The following is a 15,962-nucleotide window of genomic DNA, read 5'->3' on the forward strand; positions in this document are numbered from 1 at the left end:
CCCCTCCCGTTGCACGGGAAGGGAAGGTCAGCGCTTCAGGAGGACGTCGCGCGCAGCGTTGAGCTGGGCCGCGAGGCCCTCGGTGCCCCCGGCGTCGGGATGCACCGCGCGGATCAGGCGTGCGTGAGCGGCGCGGATCTCCTCGGGCGTGGCGTCGGGCCCCACGCCCAGGATCCGGCGGGCCTCGGCGAGCGTCATGCCCCCCGCGGCCGGCGTCGCTGGCGCAGGCCGCCCGGGCGCCGTCCTGGCGGCGGCCGCCAGCCACAGCCCGACCACCAGCAGGACCACGGCGGTCCCCCACGCGCCCCGGATGCCGCTCCAGGCCGCCACCGTGAACGCCAGCAGCGCGCCGGCGGCCGACAGCAGCCGCCACTCGCGGCGTTTCAGAAGCGGAACCTTGCGGCGGGAGAGCCAGACGTAGCCGGCCAGCAGCAGGCCGCCGGCGATCAGATAGAGCATCGGCCTATTCGGCCGCGATCCGCTCGCTCTCGTCCAGCCCCTGGAAGCCCAGCGCGATCATGAGCGCGCGAAGCTCCTGCCGCGCCGCCACGTGCTGCAGGCTCATGGCGACCGGCCGGATCGCGGGCGACAGGTCGGCGACGGTGAGCCCGAAGGGGAAGAGCTCGCGGTAGATCACCCGGTCGCGCAGCCCCGGACCGACCCGGAAGCCCACCTTCTTCGAGAGCGCCTCGACCCGCTCGTCCAGCCGGCGGCGGTTGCGCGCCTCGGTGGGCGCGAGGCGGTTGCGCAGCACCACCCAGTCGATCTGCTTGCGCTCCACGGTCGCCCGCTGCTTGCGGCACGACCAGACGGTCTCGGCGTAGAGCGAGTGCCGCTTGAGGTCGAGGGTGACGGGGTCGACCACGCCCAGCATGTCGAAGTCGACGAAGCTGTCGTTCATGGGCGTGACGATGAGGTCGGCCCGGGCGTGGGCGGCGCGGCTGATCGCCGTGTCGCTGCCGGGCGTGTCGATGATCACGAAGTCGGCCGCGAAGGCGACCTCGGCGAAGGCGGCCTCGAAGCGGGCGAGCTGTTCGGCGTCGGGGGCCTTGGCGAGGGCGTCGCCCGCCGAGCTGATGGCGTGCTCGATCGGCATGGGCGCCTCGGCGCCGTTGGCCGCGAGCCAGGCCGCGCGGTTGGCGAAGAAGTGACCCATGGTCTGCTGGCGCAGATCGAGGTCCAGGACGGCGACCTTGGCCTTGCCGTGCAGGAGCGCGGTGGCGATGTGGATGGCGATGGTGGACTTGCCCGCCCCGCCCTTTTCGTTGCCGACCACGATGACGCTGGCCTGGCCCATGATCTCGGCTCCCCCGGCCCGTCGCGGACCGACTCAATCACCGTGTAGGTGACCGTGCCAAGGCCCTTCGCGTCAACGTGACCACTCAGCCCAGGCTGTGGATGGACTTGCCCCGCCCTGCTGGCCATAACCCCGCCGCCATGACACTGCCCACCGCCCGCACCGTCGCCGACCTCCGCGCCCGCGTGCGCGCCTGGCGTCGGGAGGGGCTGACGGTCGGATTCGTGCCCACCATGGGCGCGCTGCACGAGGGGCATCTGTCGCTGGTGCGCCTGGCGCGGACGCGCGCGGACAGGGTCGTCGCCAGCGTGTTCGTGAATCCGACCCAGTTCGGCCCCGGCGAGGACTTCGAGGCCTATCCGCGTGACGAGGGGCGCGACGCCGGGCTTCTCGCCGGCGCAGGCTGCGATGTGCTCTATGCGCCCTCGGTGGCCGAGATGTACCCGCCCGGCGCCGCCACGACGGTCACGGTCGCCGGCGTGACGGAGCCGTTGGAGGGCGCGGCGCGGCCGGGCCACTTCGCGGGGGTGGCGACCGTGGTCGCCAAGCTGCTGAACCAGTGCGGCCCGGACGTGGCGGTGTTCGGGGAGAAGGACTTCCAGCAGCTTGCGGTCATCCGCCGGATGGTCGCCGACCTGGACATCCCGGTCGAGATCGTGGGCGCGCCGACACAGCGGGCGGAGGACGGCCTCGCGCTCTCCTCGCGCAACGCCTACCTGAGCCCGGAGGAGCGACGGCAGGCGCCGGCGCTGCACAGGGTCCTGGAGGCCCTGCTCGCCAACCTGCGGCGAGGCGATTCCGTCGCGGCGGTGGAGAGCGTCGCCCTGGACGCCCTCGCCCGCGCCGGATTCCAGCAGATCGACTACGTCGAGGTCCGTGATCCGGCCACCCTGGAGCGCCTGGGCCCGGGTCCCGCGGAGGGCCCGGTGCGGGTGCTGGCGGCGGCGCGGCTGGGACGGACGCGCCTGATCGACAACGTCGGCGACTGACTACCAGGCTCCGACTTCGCGCAGCTGCGGGCCAGCTCGGGCGGAACCTCGCCGAACGCGGCCTCGTCGAGGTCGGCCGGCGCGTCCCTGGCCTCGAGGTAGCGCCAGCCCTGGAAGGCGCGGCGGGGCGTGGGAGCTACGCGGACGACGTTCTCGTCGAGGGTGACCTCGCAGCGGGCGGCGGCGCCCTCGCCCACCGTGTTCACGGCCAGGATCTTCTGGCGGCACAGGATCACGCCCCGGAAGACCCGGTAGACCGAGCCGCCGTCCACCATCTCGGCCCAGCGCTTGGGCGTCATCCGCGTGCGCAGGATCCAGGGATCGCCGGTGACGGCGTTGCGCGCGCGCCAGTCCAGCAGGTCCTCGATGGTGGAGGCGCCCACCACCAGCTTGATCATGTGCAGGGCCATGGACCCTGGTTAGGGCGGCCTCGGCGCGTTGGGAAGTGCGTCACTCGGCCCACGGCGGCCGCTGGCGGGCGAGGAAGGCGCGGACGCCGGCCTGCCCCTCCTCGCTGACGCGCGCCGCCGCGATGCGGTGAGCCGTGAGGGACATCAGGTCACGGTCGATCTCGCGGCCCGCCACCTCGTCGACCAGGCGCTTGGACGCCTCCACCGCGCCCGGCGCGCAGGCCCGCATCTCGTGCGCGATCCGGCTGGCGGCGGCGGCGAGGCCCGCGGCGTCCGGGACCACCTCGGTGATGAGCCCGATCTTCTCGGCGTAGGCGGCGTCGAACACGCGCGCCGTGGCGAAGAGGCCGCGCGCGGCGCGGGGCCCGATGGCCTGGATCACATAGGGGCTGATGGTGGCGGGGATCAGGCCCAGCTTCGTCTCCGAGAAGCTGAACGAGGCGTCCGCAACGGCCACGGCGAGGTCGCAGCAGGCGGCGAGGCCCGCGCCGCCGCCGTACGCGCCGCCCTCGATCAGCGCCACGGTCAGGCACGGCAGCTCGTGCAGCGCCTTGAACATCTTGGCGGCCCCCATCGCGTCGTCGCGGTTGTCGGACTCGGTGCGGTCGATGGCCCTGCGCATCCAGTCGAGGTCGGCGCCGGCCGAGAACGTCCCCCCGGCGCCCCGGATGAAGACAACCCGGACGCCCTCGGCGCCCTTGAGCGTGTCGAACGCCTCCTGCAGCGCCGAGATCAGGTCTTCGTCGAAGGCGTTCCGGCGCGCGGGACGGTTCATGGACACGGTCACGGCGCCCGAGAGCGTCGCGTGGATATGCACGAGCTCCGTGGTCGCCGACACGTCGGGGAATTCCACCAGCGGGTGGGCGATTTCGTTGGTCATGCGGCCTCCTCGGTTCGCGATGCGCAGGCATAGCTCTCGGCTTCCGGCGGCGCTACCTTCCGGTCCGTGGCGAGCCTGCCTGACATCGAGGCCGATTCGGCCCTGGCCCGGCTGTTCCGCCAGCCGCGGGCTCGCGCCGAGACCATCTGGTTCTCGTTGCCGGGCGGCTCGAAGCTGTTCGGCCAGGGCGACGCCTCGGACGTGCTCTACGTGGTGCGGACGGGACGGCTGGGCGCGTTCCGCCGCGACGAGGGCCAGACGTCGCACTTCCTGGGCGTGATCCGGCCCGGCGAGCCGGCGGGCGAGATGTCGCTGATCGCCGGCATTCCGCACTCGGCGGACGTCTACGCGCTGCGCGACTCCGAGATCTACGCCATGCCCAAGGAGATCTTCTTCGAGGCCTGCGACGCGGACTCGGCGGTCATGACCGAGCTCGCGCGCCTGATGATCCTGCGGAGCCGCCAGACCGCGCGGCGCGGCCCAGTGGGCGATCCGTCCGTCTTCGGCTTCATCCCCGTGGGACGGCCAGGGCTGATCCGGCCCATCGTCGAGCGCCTGGAGCGCGAGATCGCCGCGTTCGGCTACCAAGTGACCACGGTGGGCGCCGAGGCCGCGTCGGCGCCCACCGAATGGTTCTCCGAGGTCGAGCGCGTGCACGACTTCGTCCTCTACGTGGCCGAGCGTGACGACGGCGGCTGGCTGGGCTTCGTCCCCCGCCAGGTGGACCGGCTGTTCCGGGTCGGCCGGGGCGACCGGCCCGCCGAGGCGCAGGGCGCGCCGGCCAGCGCCGCGACGCTGCAGGACCAGGGGCTGGTCGACCTGCTCCTCGTGCAGCCCGCCGACGCCCAGCGACCGCAAGGGTCGGAGGCCTGGCTGGACGGCACCAGCGCGGCGCGCGTCTTCCACCTTCGTCGCGGGCGCGAGGGCGATTTCGACCGCCTGGCCCGGGTGATCACCGGCCAGTCGGTGGGCCTCGTGCTGTCGGGCGGCGGCGCCCGCGCCTATGCCCACGTGGGAGCCATCAAGGCGCTCCGGGAGCGCGGCGTGCCCATCGACTTCGTCGGCGGCTCGTCGATGGGCGCCATCGTCGGCGCGGGGCTCGCCATGGGCTGGGACGAGGCCGAGATGGACGAGCGCCTGAAGGAGGCCTTCGTCCGCTCCAGCCCCCTGGACGACATCGCCCTGCCCCTGCTGGCGATGACGCACGGCGTGAAGGTGTCCGAGCGCCTGCAGCAGCACTTCCTCGAGACGCAGATCGCCGACCTGTGGCTGCCCTTCTTCTGCCTCTCGTCCAACCTTACCACCGGGGCCTACCAGCTCCACCGCCGCGGCCTGCTGCGCCAGGCGCTGCGGGCGTCCATCGCCCTGCCCGGCGTCATGCCGCCCGCCACCGACGGGCAGAACGTGCTGGTGGACGGGGCGGTGATGAAGAACTTCCCCGCCGACATCATGCGCATGGCCCACGCCGGCCCCATCGTCGGGGTCGATGTGACCACGGCGCGCAGCATCACCGCCAAGGACGTGGCGCGGCCCTCGTCGGTCTGGCGGTGGATCCGTTCGGGGCAGTGGCGCCTGGGCCCGCCCATCGTCTCGCTGCTCATGCGCACGGCGACGGTGTCCACGGGGCGGGACCTGGCGGCGGCGCGGGAGGCCACCGACGTGCTGGTGCAGCCGGACGTCTCCGGCATCGAGATCCGCGACTGGGAGGCCTACGATCAGGCCGTCGAGGCCGGCTACCGCGCCACCCTGGCGGCCCTGGACAAGGTCACCCGTCCGATCCCTGAGCTGCGCCGCAGGCAGAGCCTGGCTGAAAAGGCGGCGGACGGCGCCGTCATGAGCCCGTTCATGGCCTCGGCCCACGCTGCGGCGGAATGAGCCTTTGCGCAGGGGCCCGACGCGCCCCATATTCGGAAGGTGTTCAACAACTGAAAGGAGGTGACCCAGTGTCTCATAGTGAAAGCCGCGCTGCGGTGACCGTGAGCTGGACCTCCGTGAACGGGGTCCGCGCCTAGCTTCGGCTAGCGGTCGCGAACCGCTGAGCGGTCCGACTATGGAAAGGCCGCCCCAGAAATGGGGCGGCCTTTCGCTATTTGGCGGGGGCGGCCGGCGGGGATCTCAGCCCTATGACGCTGGATCGGCGGTCTTTCCGGCGGGCTCGTAGCGGATAGGGATGTTCACGCGGCCACCGACCACAGGCAGCCCCTCTGCGGTCCATGTGGTCATCCGGAACATGGGAACGAGCTTGAGGGCCGCCGCGCCCACACCAGCGCCGGCCGGAGTTTCCTGGAGGACCCTGCAATCCGTTAGGACGCCGCCGCTCCCCACTGCGCAACTCAGCGTGGCGCGAGAAGAGCCGGTGGTCTCCACGTCCTTGAAGGCTTCCACCAGTTGATCGCCCTTGGGCAGGGCCGCCCAGCTCGGCTTCCCCACGACCCGCGTCGCCGGGTCGAGCATGCCCGGATCGAAGACGATCGGGACGTGGAACTCCAGGCCGCGCGCCGCCTTGCGGTCCGCGTCGCTACGCACCTCCATCATGAAGGACTTGGCCAAAGATTTCGCGGCGATGTCGAAACCGTAGCCCCTCGGCTCGGAGGTCAGCACGCTGCAACGCGCGAGGCGGCCTTCGTCGGTCATGTCGCACCCGACGGTCGCGCGACCGCCCTTCCGTTCCGCACGGGCCTTCGCCGGGTAGGCCGCCGCAACCTCTTCGTATGACGGAGCCTGAGTCCAAGCGATGGCGGCATCGATGACGCGCTTGGTCCCAAAGGTCTCGCCGGGGCCGCTTGTGATGAAGTTGATGGGTATATTGACGCTGGAGGGAACCGGCTTGCCGGCGCGCATCGCCGGACGCATGAGAAACTGCGGTGTGAGCGCGATGGCCGCTCCACCGAACCCCGCGCCAACAGGACTCTCCTCTACGGTCACGCAGTCCGTCAGGGTTCCCTGGACGGAGATCACGCAACTGATGGCGGCCTTGCCACTCTGCCCACGCCTGTAGGCCTCCGTCGGGAAGACGGCGAGCAGTTGGTCCGGCGTCGGCCGGCGGAGCCAGTCAGGCGCCTTGTCGACGTCGCTGGACCCCATGACCACACGAACCTCGCGCGCGCCCTTCGCACCGGGCGGAACGCGCCTGTACTTCGACGCGAGCGACAGCGCGGCGGCGCCGACGCCACTGTTGGCCGGCGTTTCGCGCTCGACCTTGCAGTCCAGAAGTGCGCCGTCGTCGGCTACCGCGCACTTGATGACCGCCCGCCGCAATCCATCGGTCGCAACCGTCTTGAAGGCGGCGTCCTCCTCGTCCTCCGATGGCCGCGAGACCCAATTGGCTTCTGACCAGGGCTTGCGGTCAGCAGCCAGGCTGTGGCCCGGTTGAACGAAGATCGCGACAAAAGCAGCAAGTCCGACCGCCATGCCGGCCGGGTGATGGCGTCGACGCCACGAGCCTCGAGTCATTGGCCACCCCTCTGCTCCAGCATGCCGCGCGTGCAGCTCACCGACAACCGCCGGTAATCAGGAGCGCGACCATTACCTCCGACGTCATGGACGCGCTTCCGTGGGTGGCTAAGCTCGGCCCATGATCACGCCCCACAAGCCCGTCGGCGACCATCTGCGCGAGTGGCGGATGCGTCGGCGGATGAGCCAGATGGACCTCGCGCTGGAAGCCGAAATCTCCACGCGCCACCTGTCGTTCCTGGAGACGGGGCGCGCCCAGCCCAGCCGCGAGATGGTCCTGCACCTGGCGGAACAGCTCGAGATCCCGCTTCGCGAGCGCAATGTGATCCTGGTGGCTGCGGGTTTCGCGCCGGTTTTCCCGGAGCGGGGCCTCGACGATCCCGACCTTGCGGCGGCCCGCCGCGCGGTCGACGTGATCCTGAAGGCGCACGAGCCCTACCCGGCCCTGGCGGTGGACCTGCGCTGGAACCTGGTGGCGGCCAACGCGGCTCTGTCGCTGCTGATGCAGGGGATCGACGCCGAGCTGCTGCAGCCGCCGATCAACGTGATCCGCCTTTCGCTGCACCCCAAGGGCCTCGCGCCGCGGATCGTCAACCTCGAGGAATGGCACACCCACATCCTCGAGCGCCTCGGCCGCCAGGTGGAGCTGACGGCGGATCCAGGGCTCATCGCCCTGGTGCAGGAACTTCGCAGCTACCCGACGCCGCCGGCCTCGGACCGCCGCCGCGAGGATTACGGCGACGTGGTGGTGCCGCTGCAGCTGATGGTCGGGGATCAGCTGCTCTCCCTCTTCGGCACGACGACGGTGTTCGGCACGCCGGTGGACATCACGCTGTCGGAGCTGACGCTGGAGACGTTCTTCCCCGCCGACGCCGCTTCCGCCGAGATCCTGCGTCAGGCGCAGGCCGCGACCGCCGCTACGGCGTGACGCAGGCGGGCGGAGCCAGCGCGACCACCGAGTCCTGCCGGAAGCGGGCGCGGTAGGCGCCCTGCACGGCCTGGATCTGGGCGGCTGCGTTGCCCTTGGCGGGCAGGACGATCAGGACCACCTTCGTGGCCTCCCGGATCAGGCGGTTCTCGTCGCCCTTCCACTGGCCGCCGCCGTCGACCACCGTGACGCCGTCCGGGAAACGGGGGGCGACCTCCTGCTCGATGAACCGGGTCAGCTCCGCCTCGTTCAGGCGCGCCGGCGGCGTGGCCGAGAGGAACAGCCGGGCGGTGCGCAGCTCGGCCTGGCCCGGCGGGCAGAGCGGCTTGGGCGCCGACTGACACCCGACGGCGACGAGCCCCGCGACGGCGGCGATGGCCCCCGCCCGCCTCATCCCCCGACCAGCTCCCGCCCGATCAGGAAGCGGCGGATCTCGTTGGTGCCCGCCCCGATGTCGTAGAGCTTGGCGTCGCGCAGCAGGCGTTCGACCGGGTACTCCCGCGTGTAGCCCGAGCCGCCCAGCGCCTGGATCGCCTCCAGCGCCACCTTCACGGCGTTCTCGCTGGCCATCAGGATCGCGCCCGCGGCGTCGAACCGGGTCGTCAGCCCGGCGTCGCACGCCCTGGCCACCGCGTAGACGTAGGCGCGCGACGAATTCAGAGCCACGTACATGTCGGCGATCTTGCCCTGCATGAGCTGGAAGCTGCCGATCGGCTTGCCGAACTGCTTGCGCTCGCGGACGTACGGAAGCACCACGTCGAGGCAGGCCTGCATGATCCCCAGCGGCCCGGCCGCAAGAACCGCACGCTCGTAGTCCAGGCCGCTCATCAGGACGCCGGCGCCACCGCCCACGGGGCCCATGACGTTCTCCTCGGGCACCTCGCAGTCCTCGAACACGAGCTCGGCGGTGTCCGACCCGCGCATGCCCATCTTGTCCAGCTTCTGGCTGACGCTGAAACCCTTGAAGCCCTTCTCGATTAGGAAGGCCGTGATGCCGCGCGAGGCGCCGTCGGGATCGGTCTTGGCGTAGACCACCAGGGTGTCGGCGTGCGGGGCGTTGGTGATCCAGAACTTCGTGCCGTTCAGGACATAGCGATCGCCCCGCCGGTCGGCGCGCAGCCGCATGGAGACCACGTCGGACCCGGACCCCGCCTCGCTCATGGCGAGCGATCCGACGTGCTCGCCGCTGATCAGCCTGGGCAGGTAGCGCCGCTTCTGCTCGGGCGTCCCCCAGCGGCGGATCTGGTTCACGCAGAGGTTCGAGTGGGCGCCGTAGCTGAGGCCCACCGAGGCGGACGCCCGCGAGACCTCCTCCATCGCCACGACGTGCTCGAGATAGCCGAGGCCGAGGCCGCCGTACTCCTCCTCGACGGTGACGCCGTGGAGCCCGAGCTCGCCCATCTGCGGCCAGAGCTGGCGCGGGAAGGCGTTGGTAGCGTCGATCTCGGCCGCCAGCGGGGCGATCCGGTCGGCGGCGAAGCGGGCGGTGGTGTCGCGGATCATGTCGGCGGATTCGCCGAGGCCGAATTCGAGCGCGGGTCCGTGGTTCGGGATCATGGGCGCGGGTTAGCACACGCCGCCGCCGCCGCGAACTCAGTCGCGCTCGGCCTCGCGCCCGAGCCGCGCCAGGAGCCGGTAGACGGCCACGGCGACGAAGCCGACGCCCGCCACGCCGGCGGCCCAGGCGACGGCCAGGGGCGTCATCATCACGCCGGCGGGCGCGGGCCGCGCGGTCAGCCCCCAGAACATCCCGAATCCGAAGAAGACCAGGCCCAGGAGGGACAGCACCAGGTCCCGGACGATGGACGGCTCCTTGCGTCGCGGCGCCGGGCGCGGACGCGCCGGGATGAACATCGACGGCTGGGCTTCGTCCGACTCCTCCGCGGCGGGCTCTTCGGCGGGCGCGGGGGCCCTGGGGATCTCGAGCTCGGCGTCCGCGACGGGCGCAGTCTCGGCGACTTCGTCCGCCGGCTCGGCAACGGCCGGAGGCATGTCGGCCTCCAGGGCGTCCGGCTCCGGCGGCGGCGCCTCGGTCGGCGGCGCCTCGGCCTCGGCGGCGGGCGCGGGCTCGACGTCCTCGAAGGCCGCCGGCTCCTCGCCCGGATCCGGGAAGATGGTCTCCAGGCGATGGGTCACCGCCTCGGCGGCGGCGGTCACGGCGGCGGCCGCGGGCGTCGGGACAGCCTCCGGCGGGGCGTCGTCGTCCGGCAGGTCGTCACGGCGGGCGGTCACGCGATCGCCGTGGAACGACGTCTCCACCGCCACGGGCCGCCGAAGCGGCACCAGGTCGAGGGCGTCCAAGTCGATCACCGGACGCAGCAGCGGCGACGGCGCCGGGGTCCAGGCGTCGCCCGGCGGGGTCAGGAACAGGGCCTTCTCCGCGGCCCGGCGACGGACCAGCGCGTCGATGACGATCCGCTCGCCCTCGAAATCGGCCTTGCGCCACAGCTCCATGGCGCAAGCGGCCTGCACGGCCGCGCCGGCGTTCAGGCGCTTGAGCACCTGGCTGCGGCGGAAGTTGTCGATCCCGATGTTGAACGTGAAGCTGCAGAGGGCGTCGAACTGGTTCTGGCTGACCGGCGCCAGCAGCCCCTCGTTCACCGCGTGCTGGACGGCGATCAGGTCGTAGACCAGCAGCGCCTCGGCGTCGGACTCGCAGACCTCGGCGCCTTCGCGGGCGGTCAGGGTGTGGCCATAGCCGATCGTCCAGCGGCCGTCAGGCAGCTGGGCGGCAGTCCGGCGGTAGCCCTCGAACCGCTTGATCAGTTCGATGGCCGCCCGGGAGACGCGGTGGCGCGAGAGCATGAACTGCTGTCGTCCCAAATCGGCACAGGCGGCAGGCGCCCGGGAAGCCCCGGGGCAAGCCTGACGCCACTTACAGCAGGATTAGCGCAGCGAGTCCCAGGAACGCGAAGAATCCCGTGAAGTCGGTGACGAAAGTCACGAAAATCGAGGAAGAAACAGCCGGATCGCGCCCGATCCGCTCCAGCACCAACGGCACCACCGCCCCCGCCAGGGCGGCGAACGTCACATTGATCACCATCGCCAGGCCGAAGACCGCCGAAAGCCGGACGTCCTGCTGCAGCGCGAAGAGGACGATCCCCGTGACCAGCGCCAGCGCCAGCCCGTTGATCAGGCCCACCACCAGCTCGCGGATCACCGTCCGGCGCGCGTTGAAGGTCGAGATCTCGCGGCTGGCCAGGGCGCGCACCGCGACGGCCAGGGTCTGGGTGCCGGCGTTGCCGCCCAGCGAGGCCACGATCGGATAGAGCACCGCGAGGATGACCAGCTTCTCGATCTCGGCCTGGAAGGCGCCGATCACGCTGGCCGCCAGCGCCGCCGTGACCGTGTTGATCATCAGCCAGGGAATGCGGGAGCGGACGATGCCCACCACGTCGGCGTCCCGGCCCGCGTCGCTCACGCCCGCCAGGGCCAGGATGTCCTCCTCGCCCTCCTCCTGGACGACGCTGACGATGTCGTCGACGGTGATCTGGCCCACCAGCCGGCCGGCCGCGTCCACGACGGGCGCCGAGATCAGGTGGTACTTGTCGAAGATGTAGGCGACCTCTTCCTGGTCCAGGTCGGCGGTGATCTCGTTCACCGGCTCCATGATCTGGGCGAGCGGCGTGGCCCTGGGCACGCGCAGGAGCTGGCTCACCGGAACCGCGCCCACCGGCTTGTAGGCGGGATCGACCACATAGACGTCGAAGAACAGCTCCGGCAGGTCCTCGGATTCCTTGCGGAAGTGGTCGATGGCCTGGCCCACCGTCCAGAACTGCGGCGCGGCCACCACCTCGCGCTGCATGAGGCGGCCGGCGGTCTCGTCCTCGTAGGCCAGGGTGGTCTCGATGGCCGCCCGTTCGACCTCGGGGATGGCGGCCATGACCTCGGCGCGCTTGTCCGCCTCCAGGTCGTCGACGACGTCGGCGGCGTCGTCGGACTCCATCTCGCCGATGGCCTTGGCGAGCGTCGCCGACGGGACGTGCTCCAGCACCTCCTCGCGGATCTCGGTGTCCAGCTCGGAGAGGATCTCGGCCAGCGTCTCGGGATCGAGGTGCGGGATCAGTTCCTCGCGATCGCCCGCCGAAAGGAAGCCCATGAGGTCGGCCACGTCGGCCGGATGCAGCGCCGCCAGCAGCTCGCGCAGCCGCTCGGCGTCGCCCCGCTCCAGGGCGTCGGCCACGTCCGAGACGAACTCGGGATTGAGCGCGTAGTCGTCCTCGAGCGCGAGGTCTTCGAGGTCCTCGTCCAGGTCCACGGCTTCAGCGAGGTCGTCCGTTTCGCGGCTCATGCGGACCTCCCTGACGCGATGTTGGACGGCTGTGCTCGTCTTTCGGTTAAGGCGCTGATTCACCGGCCCGGTCGAGGGGACCACGGGGGCCGGCGAGGTTCCTCATTGTGTCACATCCGCCGCCGCCGCCACGGACCAAAGGCGTTTGCGCGCGAATGCATGGCCGGAGCCTTGATTTCAGGTACGCCTCGAACGCGGCCGCCTGCGCCCGGTCCGAGAAGGCTATGTACGCTACCAGCCGCCACGGCCGATACTTCGCTGTGTGCGGCGACTTTCCGGCGTTGTGGTCGGCCAACCTCGTCCGCAGATCAGACGTGAGCCCGACGTAGCGCCGCTTCGGATCATGCACGCCTGCCAGGAGGCAGACGTCGTGCAGCTTGCCCCCCTAGGCGAACAGCCCTGCTACGCCAAGGCTTCGCAGGGCATCCTGCTTCGCCCCAGGAGCGGGGACTTGTCCTGCGAAGCCCGTCAGGGCGAAGCAGGATGGTGCGGTCGAGAAGACTCGAACTTCCACGGGTTGCCCCACAGCGACCTCAACGCTGCGCGTCTACCAATTCCGCCACGACCGCTCGTGGTGAGGCGCGGCAGGTAGCAAACCCCGCCCGCATACTCAAGGGGCTGAGGCGCCTAGCTGGCGCCGCCGGCCATGTAGTCGTAGACGTTGGCCTCCCGGGTCACCGAGATGGCGATGCGCTCGTCGTTGATCTGGATCTCGCCGCGGGCCACGGGATGGTTGTTGGCCAGGATCCAGACCTCGTCGTTGACGTTCGCGTCCAGCGGGATGACCGCGCCCCGGCCCATGCGCAGCAACTGGGCCATCGGCAGCGTGGCGCGCCCGAGCACGACCTGGATTTCGACGTTGACGGCCTTGACCTGACTCACGATGGGGACCCTGGCTGACACGCGGGCTTTGCGTCGAGCACGCCCGGAGACCACATTTGGGCCGACATGCTTGATCAGCCGTTAAGCCCCGCGCCCGAAAGCGGCCCAGCCGACCCTCCGGCGGGAGGCGCGCTGTTCGGCCGCACCGATGGCGCGGCCGCGGGCTGGGCGGTCTCGAAGGTCCCCGTGCCCTATCCGCAGGCCGTAGCGGCCATGGAGGCCCGGGCCGCCGCCATCGCCGAAGGACGCGCGGGCGAGCTCGTCTGGCTCCTCGAGCATCCTCCGCTGTACACGGCCGGCGTCTCGGCCAAGCCGGGCGACCTGCTCGAACCCGACCGCTTCCCGGTGTTCCAGAGCGGCCGCGGCGGTCAGTTCACCTACCACGGGCCCGGGCAGCGCGTGGCCTATGTGATGCTGGACCTGTCGCGCCGGCGCCGCGACGTGCGCGCGTTCGTGGCCGCCCTCGAGGCGTGGGTGATCCGCGCGCTCGAGACCTTCAACGTGGCGGGTGACGTGCGCGAGGGTCGGGTCGGGGTGTGGGTGGAGCGCCGGTCGCCGGGCATGCCGCTGCGGGAGGACAAGATCGCCGCCATCGGCGTGAAGCTGCGCCGCTGGGTGAGCTTCCACGGGATCTCGCTCAACGTGGAGCCCGACCTGACGCACTTCGGCGGCATCGTGCCCTGCGGCGTCACCGAGCACGGGGTCACCAGCCTGGTCGACCTGGGCCTGCCGGTGACGATGGACGAGGCCGACGCGGCCTTGCGGGCGAGCTTCACCCAGGTCTTCGGGCCGGTCGAGGACGCGCCGGCGCCGGCCTGACGCGCGGGTTCAGGCGAACTCGACCAGCACCTCGTCGGCCGCGACGCTGTCGCCGGCCTTCACGCTGACGGCCTTGACCACCCCGTCGCGCTCGGCCCGCAGGATATTCTGCATCTTCATGGCCTCGAGCACGGCCACGACCTCGCCGGTCTTGACCTCCTGGCCCTGGGCCACGTCGATCGAGACCACCAGGCCCGGCATCGGCGAAAGCACCATCTTGGACGTGTCCGCGGCCTTCTTCGGCGGCAGCTTCTCGTGGAGCTCGGCCGAGCGGGGCGACAGAACCAGCACGTGCAGGGTGGTCGCGCGATGGCGGATGACGAAGCCCTCGGCCGCCGGCTTCACGGTCACGGTGAAGTCAGAGCCGTTCAGGCTTCCGCGGAACTGGGCCTGACCGGGACGCCAGCCGACCCTTGAAAGCTTCAACTCCGGTCCGCCGTTGCGCACGACGAGCCCGTCAGGCGTCATCATGGCCGAAACCCGACGACGGTGCGCGCCTGCGACGACAACCCAATCTTCCCGGGGCTCGTCCCCGAACCGGGCGACGCGATGGGCCTGCAGCGTCTGCATGTAGATCGCCACGGCCTCGATCAGGTCGCGCTGCGCATCCGTGGGCGGCAGGCCCTGGAAGCCATCGGGGAACTCGTCCTTGATGTAGTTGGTCGAGAGCTTGCCCGACCGGAACCGGTCCTGGTCCATCACGGCGGCCAGGAACGGGATGTTCTGACCCAGGCCCTCGATGTGGAAGTCCTCCAGCGCCCGGCCCATGGCGTCGATCGCGGCGTCACGCGTGGGGCCCCAGGTCGAGAGCTTCGAGATCATCGGGTCGTAGAACATCGAGATCTCGTCGCCTTCGCGGACGCCGGCGTCGTTGCGGGTGATCGTGCCGCCCGGCATGTCGCCCTCGGGCGGCGGCGAGTAGCGCACCAGGCGGCCGATCGACGGGAGGAAGCCGCGGTAGGGATCCTCGGCGTAGATCCGGCTCTCCATGGCCCAGCCGTTGATCTTCAGGTCGCCCTGGGCGAACGGCAGCGCCTCGCCGGCCGCGACGCGGATCATCTGCTCCACGAGATCGACGCCGGTGATCAACTCGGTGACCGGGTGCTCCACCTGCAGACGGGTGTTCATCTCCAGGAAGAAGAAGCTGCGGTCCTGGCCGGCGACGAACTCCACGGTGCCCGCGCTGTCGTAGCCGACCGCCTTGGCCAGCGCGACGGCCTGGTCGCCCATGGCCCTGCGGGTCGCCTCGTCCAGCAGCGGGCTCGGCGCCTCCTCGACGACCTTCTGGTTGCGGCGCTGGATGGAGCATTCGCGCTCGAACAGGTGGACGACATTGCCGTGCTTGTCGCCCAGCACCTGGATCTCGACGTGGCGCGGGCTCTCGATGAACTTCTCGATGAAGATGCGGTCGTCGCCGAAGCTGGCCTTGGCCTCGGCGCGCACGGCCGGGAAGCCCTCTTCCACGTCCTTGCGGTTCCAGGCGACGCGGATCCCCTTCCCGCCCCCGCCGGCCGACGCCTTGATCATCACGGGATAGCCGATCTCCTCGGAGATCTTGATGGCGTGGGCCGTGTCGTCGATCTCGCCCACATGGCCGGGGACGGTCGAGACGCCCGCCCGAGCTGCGAACTTCTTGGACTCGATCTTGTCGCCCATGGCCTCGATGGCCTTGGGATTGGGCCCGATGAACACGATGCCCTCGGCGGCCAGGCGGCGCGCGAAGCCCGCGTTCTCGGACAGGAAGCCGAAGCCGGGATGCACGGCCTGCGCGCCGGTCTGGCGGACGGCGTCGACGATCTTGTCGGCCACGAGATAGCTCTCGGACGCCGGCGCGCCGCCGATGAACACGGCCTCGTCGGCCATCTCCACCGCCATCGAGTCGGCGTCGGCCTCGGAGTAGACCACCACCGTCTTGATGCCCATCCTGCGGGCCGTCTTGATGATCCGGACGGCGATTTCGCCCCGGTTCGCAATCAGGATCTTCGAAAACATTCCGTTCCTTAGCGCTCTGTT

At 70.8% G+C, this 15,962-nt stretch carries 15 protein-coding genes, 1 tRNA gene and 1 pseudogene; 4 read left to right on the plus strand and 13 right to left on the minus strand.

What is annotated here, in order from left to right:
* Window positions 1–27: 27 nt before the first annotated feature.
* On the minus strand, window positions 28–459 hold the full coding sequence (locus AC2D8W_RS14055; protein ID WP_484672039.1) for a J domain-containing protein: 432 nt from the start codon (window positions 457–459) through the stop codon (window positions 28–30).
* Window positions 460–463: 4 nt separating this feature from the next.
* A complete protein-coding gene (locus AC2D8W_RS14060) occupies window positions 464–1,297 on the minus strand; it encodes a division plane positioning ATPase MipZ (protein ID WP_484672040.1) in 834 nt (277 codons plus the stop codon).
* Window positions 1,298–1,437: 140 nt separating this feature from the next.
* On the opposite strand from AC2D8W_RS14060, the gene panC reads away from it, so the two are divergent.
* Window positions 1,438–2,286, plus strand: coding sequence for a pantoate--beta-alanine ligase (panC, locus tag AC2D8W_RS14065; RefSeq protein WP_484672041.1), 849 nt, complete (start codon window positions 1,438–1,440; stop codon window positions 2,284–2,286).
* 80 nt (window positions 2,287–2,366) lie between these two features.
* Here panC and AC2D8W_RS14070 read toward each other — a convergent pair.
* Together AC2D8W_RS14070 and AC2D8W_RS14075 are read right to left on the minus strand one after the other, a co-directional pair.
* Window positions 2,367–2,696, minus strand: a pseudogene (locus tag AC2D8W_RS14070) (DUF1489 family protein); the annotation flags it as partial.
* A 40-nt stretch (window positions 2,697–2,736) separates the two neighbouring features.
* Window positions 2,737–3,576, minus strand: a complete 840-nt coding sequence (locus AC2D8W_RS14075) for an enoyl-CoA hydratase-related protein (protein ID WP_484672042.1) — start codon at window positions 3,574–3,576, stop codon at window positions 2,737–2,739.
* Window positions 3,577–3,642: 66 nt separating this feature from the next.
* Between AC2D8W_RS14075 and AC2D8W_RS14080 the strand changes: the two genes are divergently transcribed.
* Complete coding sequence (locus tag AC2D8W_RS14080; RefSeq protein ID WP_484672043.1) at window positions 3,643–5,451, plus strand: patatin-like phospholipase family protein; 1,809 nt, start codon at window positions 3,643–3,645, stop codon at window positions 5,449–5,451.
* 246 nt (window positions 5,452–5,697) lie between these two features.
* On the opposite strand, the gene AC2D8W_RS14085 is transcribed toward AC2D8W_RS14080, so the two are convergent.
* Window positions 5,698–6,987 carry a TonB family protein gene (locus tag AC2D8W_RS14085; protein WP_484672044.1) on the minus strand — a complete coding sequence of 430 codons (1,290 nt, stop codon included), beginning with the start codon at window positions 6,985–6,987 and terminating at the stop codon, window positions 5,698–5,700.
* 163 nt (window positions 6,988–7,150) lie between these two features.
* Here AC2D8W_RS14085 and AC2D8W_RS14090 point away from each other — a divergent pair, with 163 nt between their 5' ends.
* Entirely contained in the window at window positions 7,151–7,957 is an 807-nt protein-coding gene (locus AC2D8W_RS14090) for a helix-turn-helix domain-containing protein (RefSeq protein ID WP_484672045.1), read from the plus strand.
* Here the strand turns inward: AC2D8W_RS14090 and AC2D8W_RS14095 are convergent.
* The 7 genes from AC2D8W_RS14095 to AC2D8W_RS14125 form a co-directional block, all read right to left on the minus strand.
* Complete coding sequence (locus AC2D8W_RS14095) at window positions 7,947–8,351, minus strand: DUF3574 domain-containing protein (RefSeq protein WP_484672046.1); 405 nt, start codon at window positions 8,349–8,351, stop codon at window positions 7,947–7,949. The genes AC2D8W_RS14090 and AC2D8W_RS14095 overlap by 11 nt on opposite strands.
* Window positions 8,348–9,514 carry an isovaleryl-CoA dehydrogenase gene (locus AC2D8W_RS14100; protein WP_484672047.1) on the minus strand — a complete coding sequence of 389 codons (1,167 nt, stop codon included), beginning with the start codon at window positions 9,512–9,514 and terminating at the stop codon, window positions 8,348–8,350. The genes AC2D8W_RS14095 and AC2D8W_RS14100 overlap by 4 nt, the downstream gene beginning before the upstream one ends.
* A gap of 36 nt (window positions 9,515–9,550) precedes the next feature.
* Window positions 9,551–10,762, minus strand: coding sequence for a lysozyme (locus tag AC2D8W_RS14105; protein WP_484672048.1), 1,212 nt, complete (start codon window positions 10,760–10,762; stop codon window positions 9,551–9,553).
* 70 nt (window positions 10,763–10,832) lie between these two features.
* Window positions 10,833–12,248 (minus strand): magnesium transporter, encoded by a 1,416-nt coding sequence (gene mgtE, locus AC2D8W_RS14110; protein WP_293482354.1) that lies wholly within the window; start codon window positions 12,246–12,248, stop codon window positions 10,833–10,835.
* A gap of 46 nt (window positions 12,249–12,294) precedes the next feature.
* Window positions 12,295–12,597 carry a GIY-YIG nuclease family protein gene (locus AC2D8W_RS14115; RefSeq protein WP_484672049.1) on the minus strand — a complete coding sequence of 101 codons (303 nt, stop codon included), beginning with the start codon at window positions 12,595–12,597 and terminating at the stop codon, window positions 12,295–12,297.
* Between the two features lie 135 nt (window positions 12,598–12,732).
* Window positions 12,733–12,817 (minus strand) — tRNA-Leu (locus AC2D8W_RS14120).
* A gap of 58 nt (window positions 12,818–12,875) precedes the next feature.
* Window positions 12,876–13,184 carry a FliM/FliN family flagellar motor switch protein gene (locus AC2D8W_RS14125; RefSeq protein ID WP_484672050.1) on the minus strand — a complete coding sequence of 103 codons (309 nt, stop codon included), beginning with the start codon at window positions 13,182–13,184 and terminating at the stop codon, window positions 12,876–12,878.
* Between the two features lie 12 nt (window positions 13,185–13,196).
* Here AC2D8W_RS14125 and lipB point away from each other — a divergent pair, with 12 nt between their 5' ends.
* Window positions 13,197–13,949, plus strand: a complete 753-nt coding sequence (gene lipB / locus AC2D8W_RS14130; RefSeq protein WP_484672051.1) for a lipoyl(octanoyl) transferase LipB — start codon at window positions 13,197–13,199, stop codon at window positions 13,947–13,949.
* A 9-nt stretch (window positions 13,950–13,958) separates the two neighbouring features.
* Here lipB and AC2D8W_RS14135 read toward each other — a convergent pair whose 3' ends face one another.
* The gene (locus AC2D8W_RS14135) at window positions 13,959–15,941 is read right to left on the minus strand and encodes an acetyl-CoA carboxylase biotin carboxylase subunit (protein WP_484672052.1); all 1,983 of its coding nucleotides are present in this window, start codon (window positions 15,939–15,941) and stop codon (window positions 13,959–13,961) included.
* Window positions 15,942–15,962 lie beyond the last annotated feature (21 nt).

The sequence above is a fragment of the Phenylobacterium sp. T106 genome, from assembly GCF_057219735.1.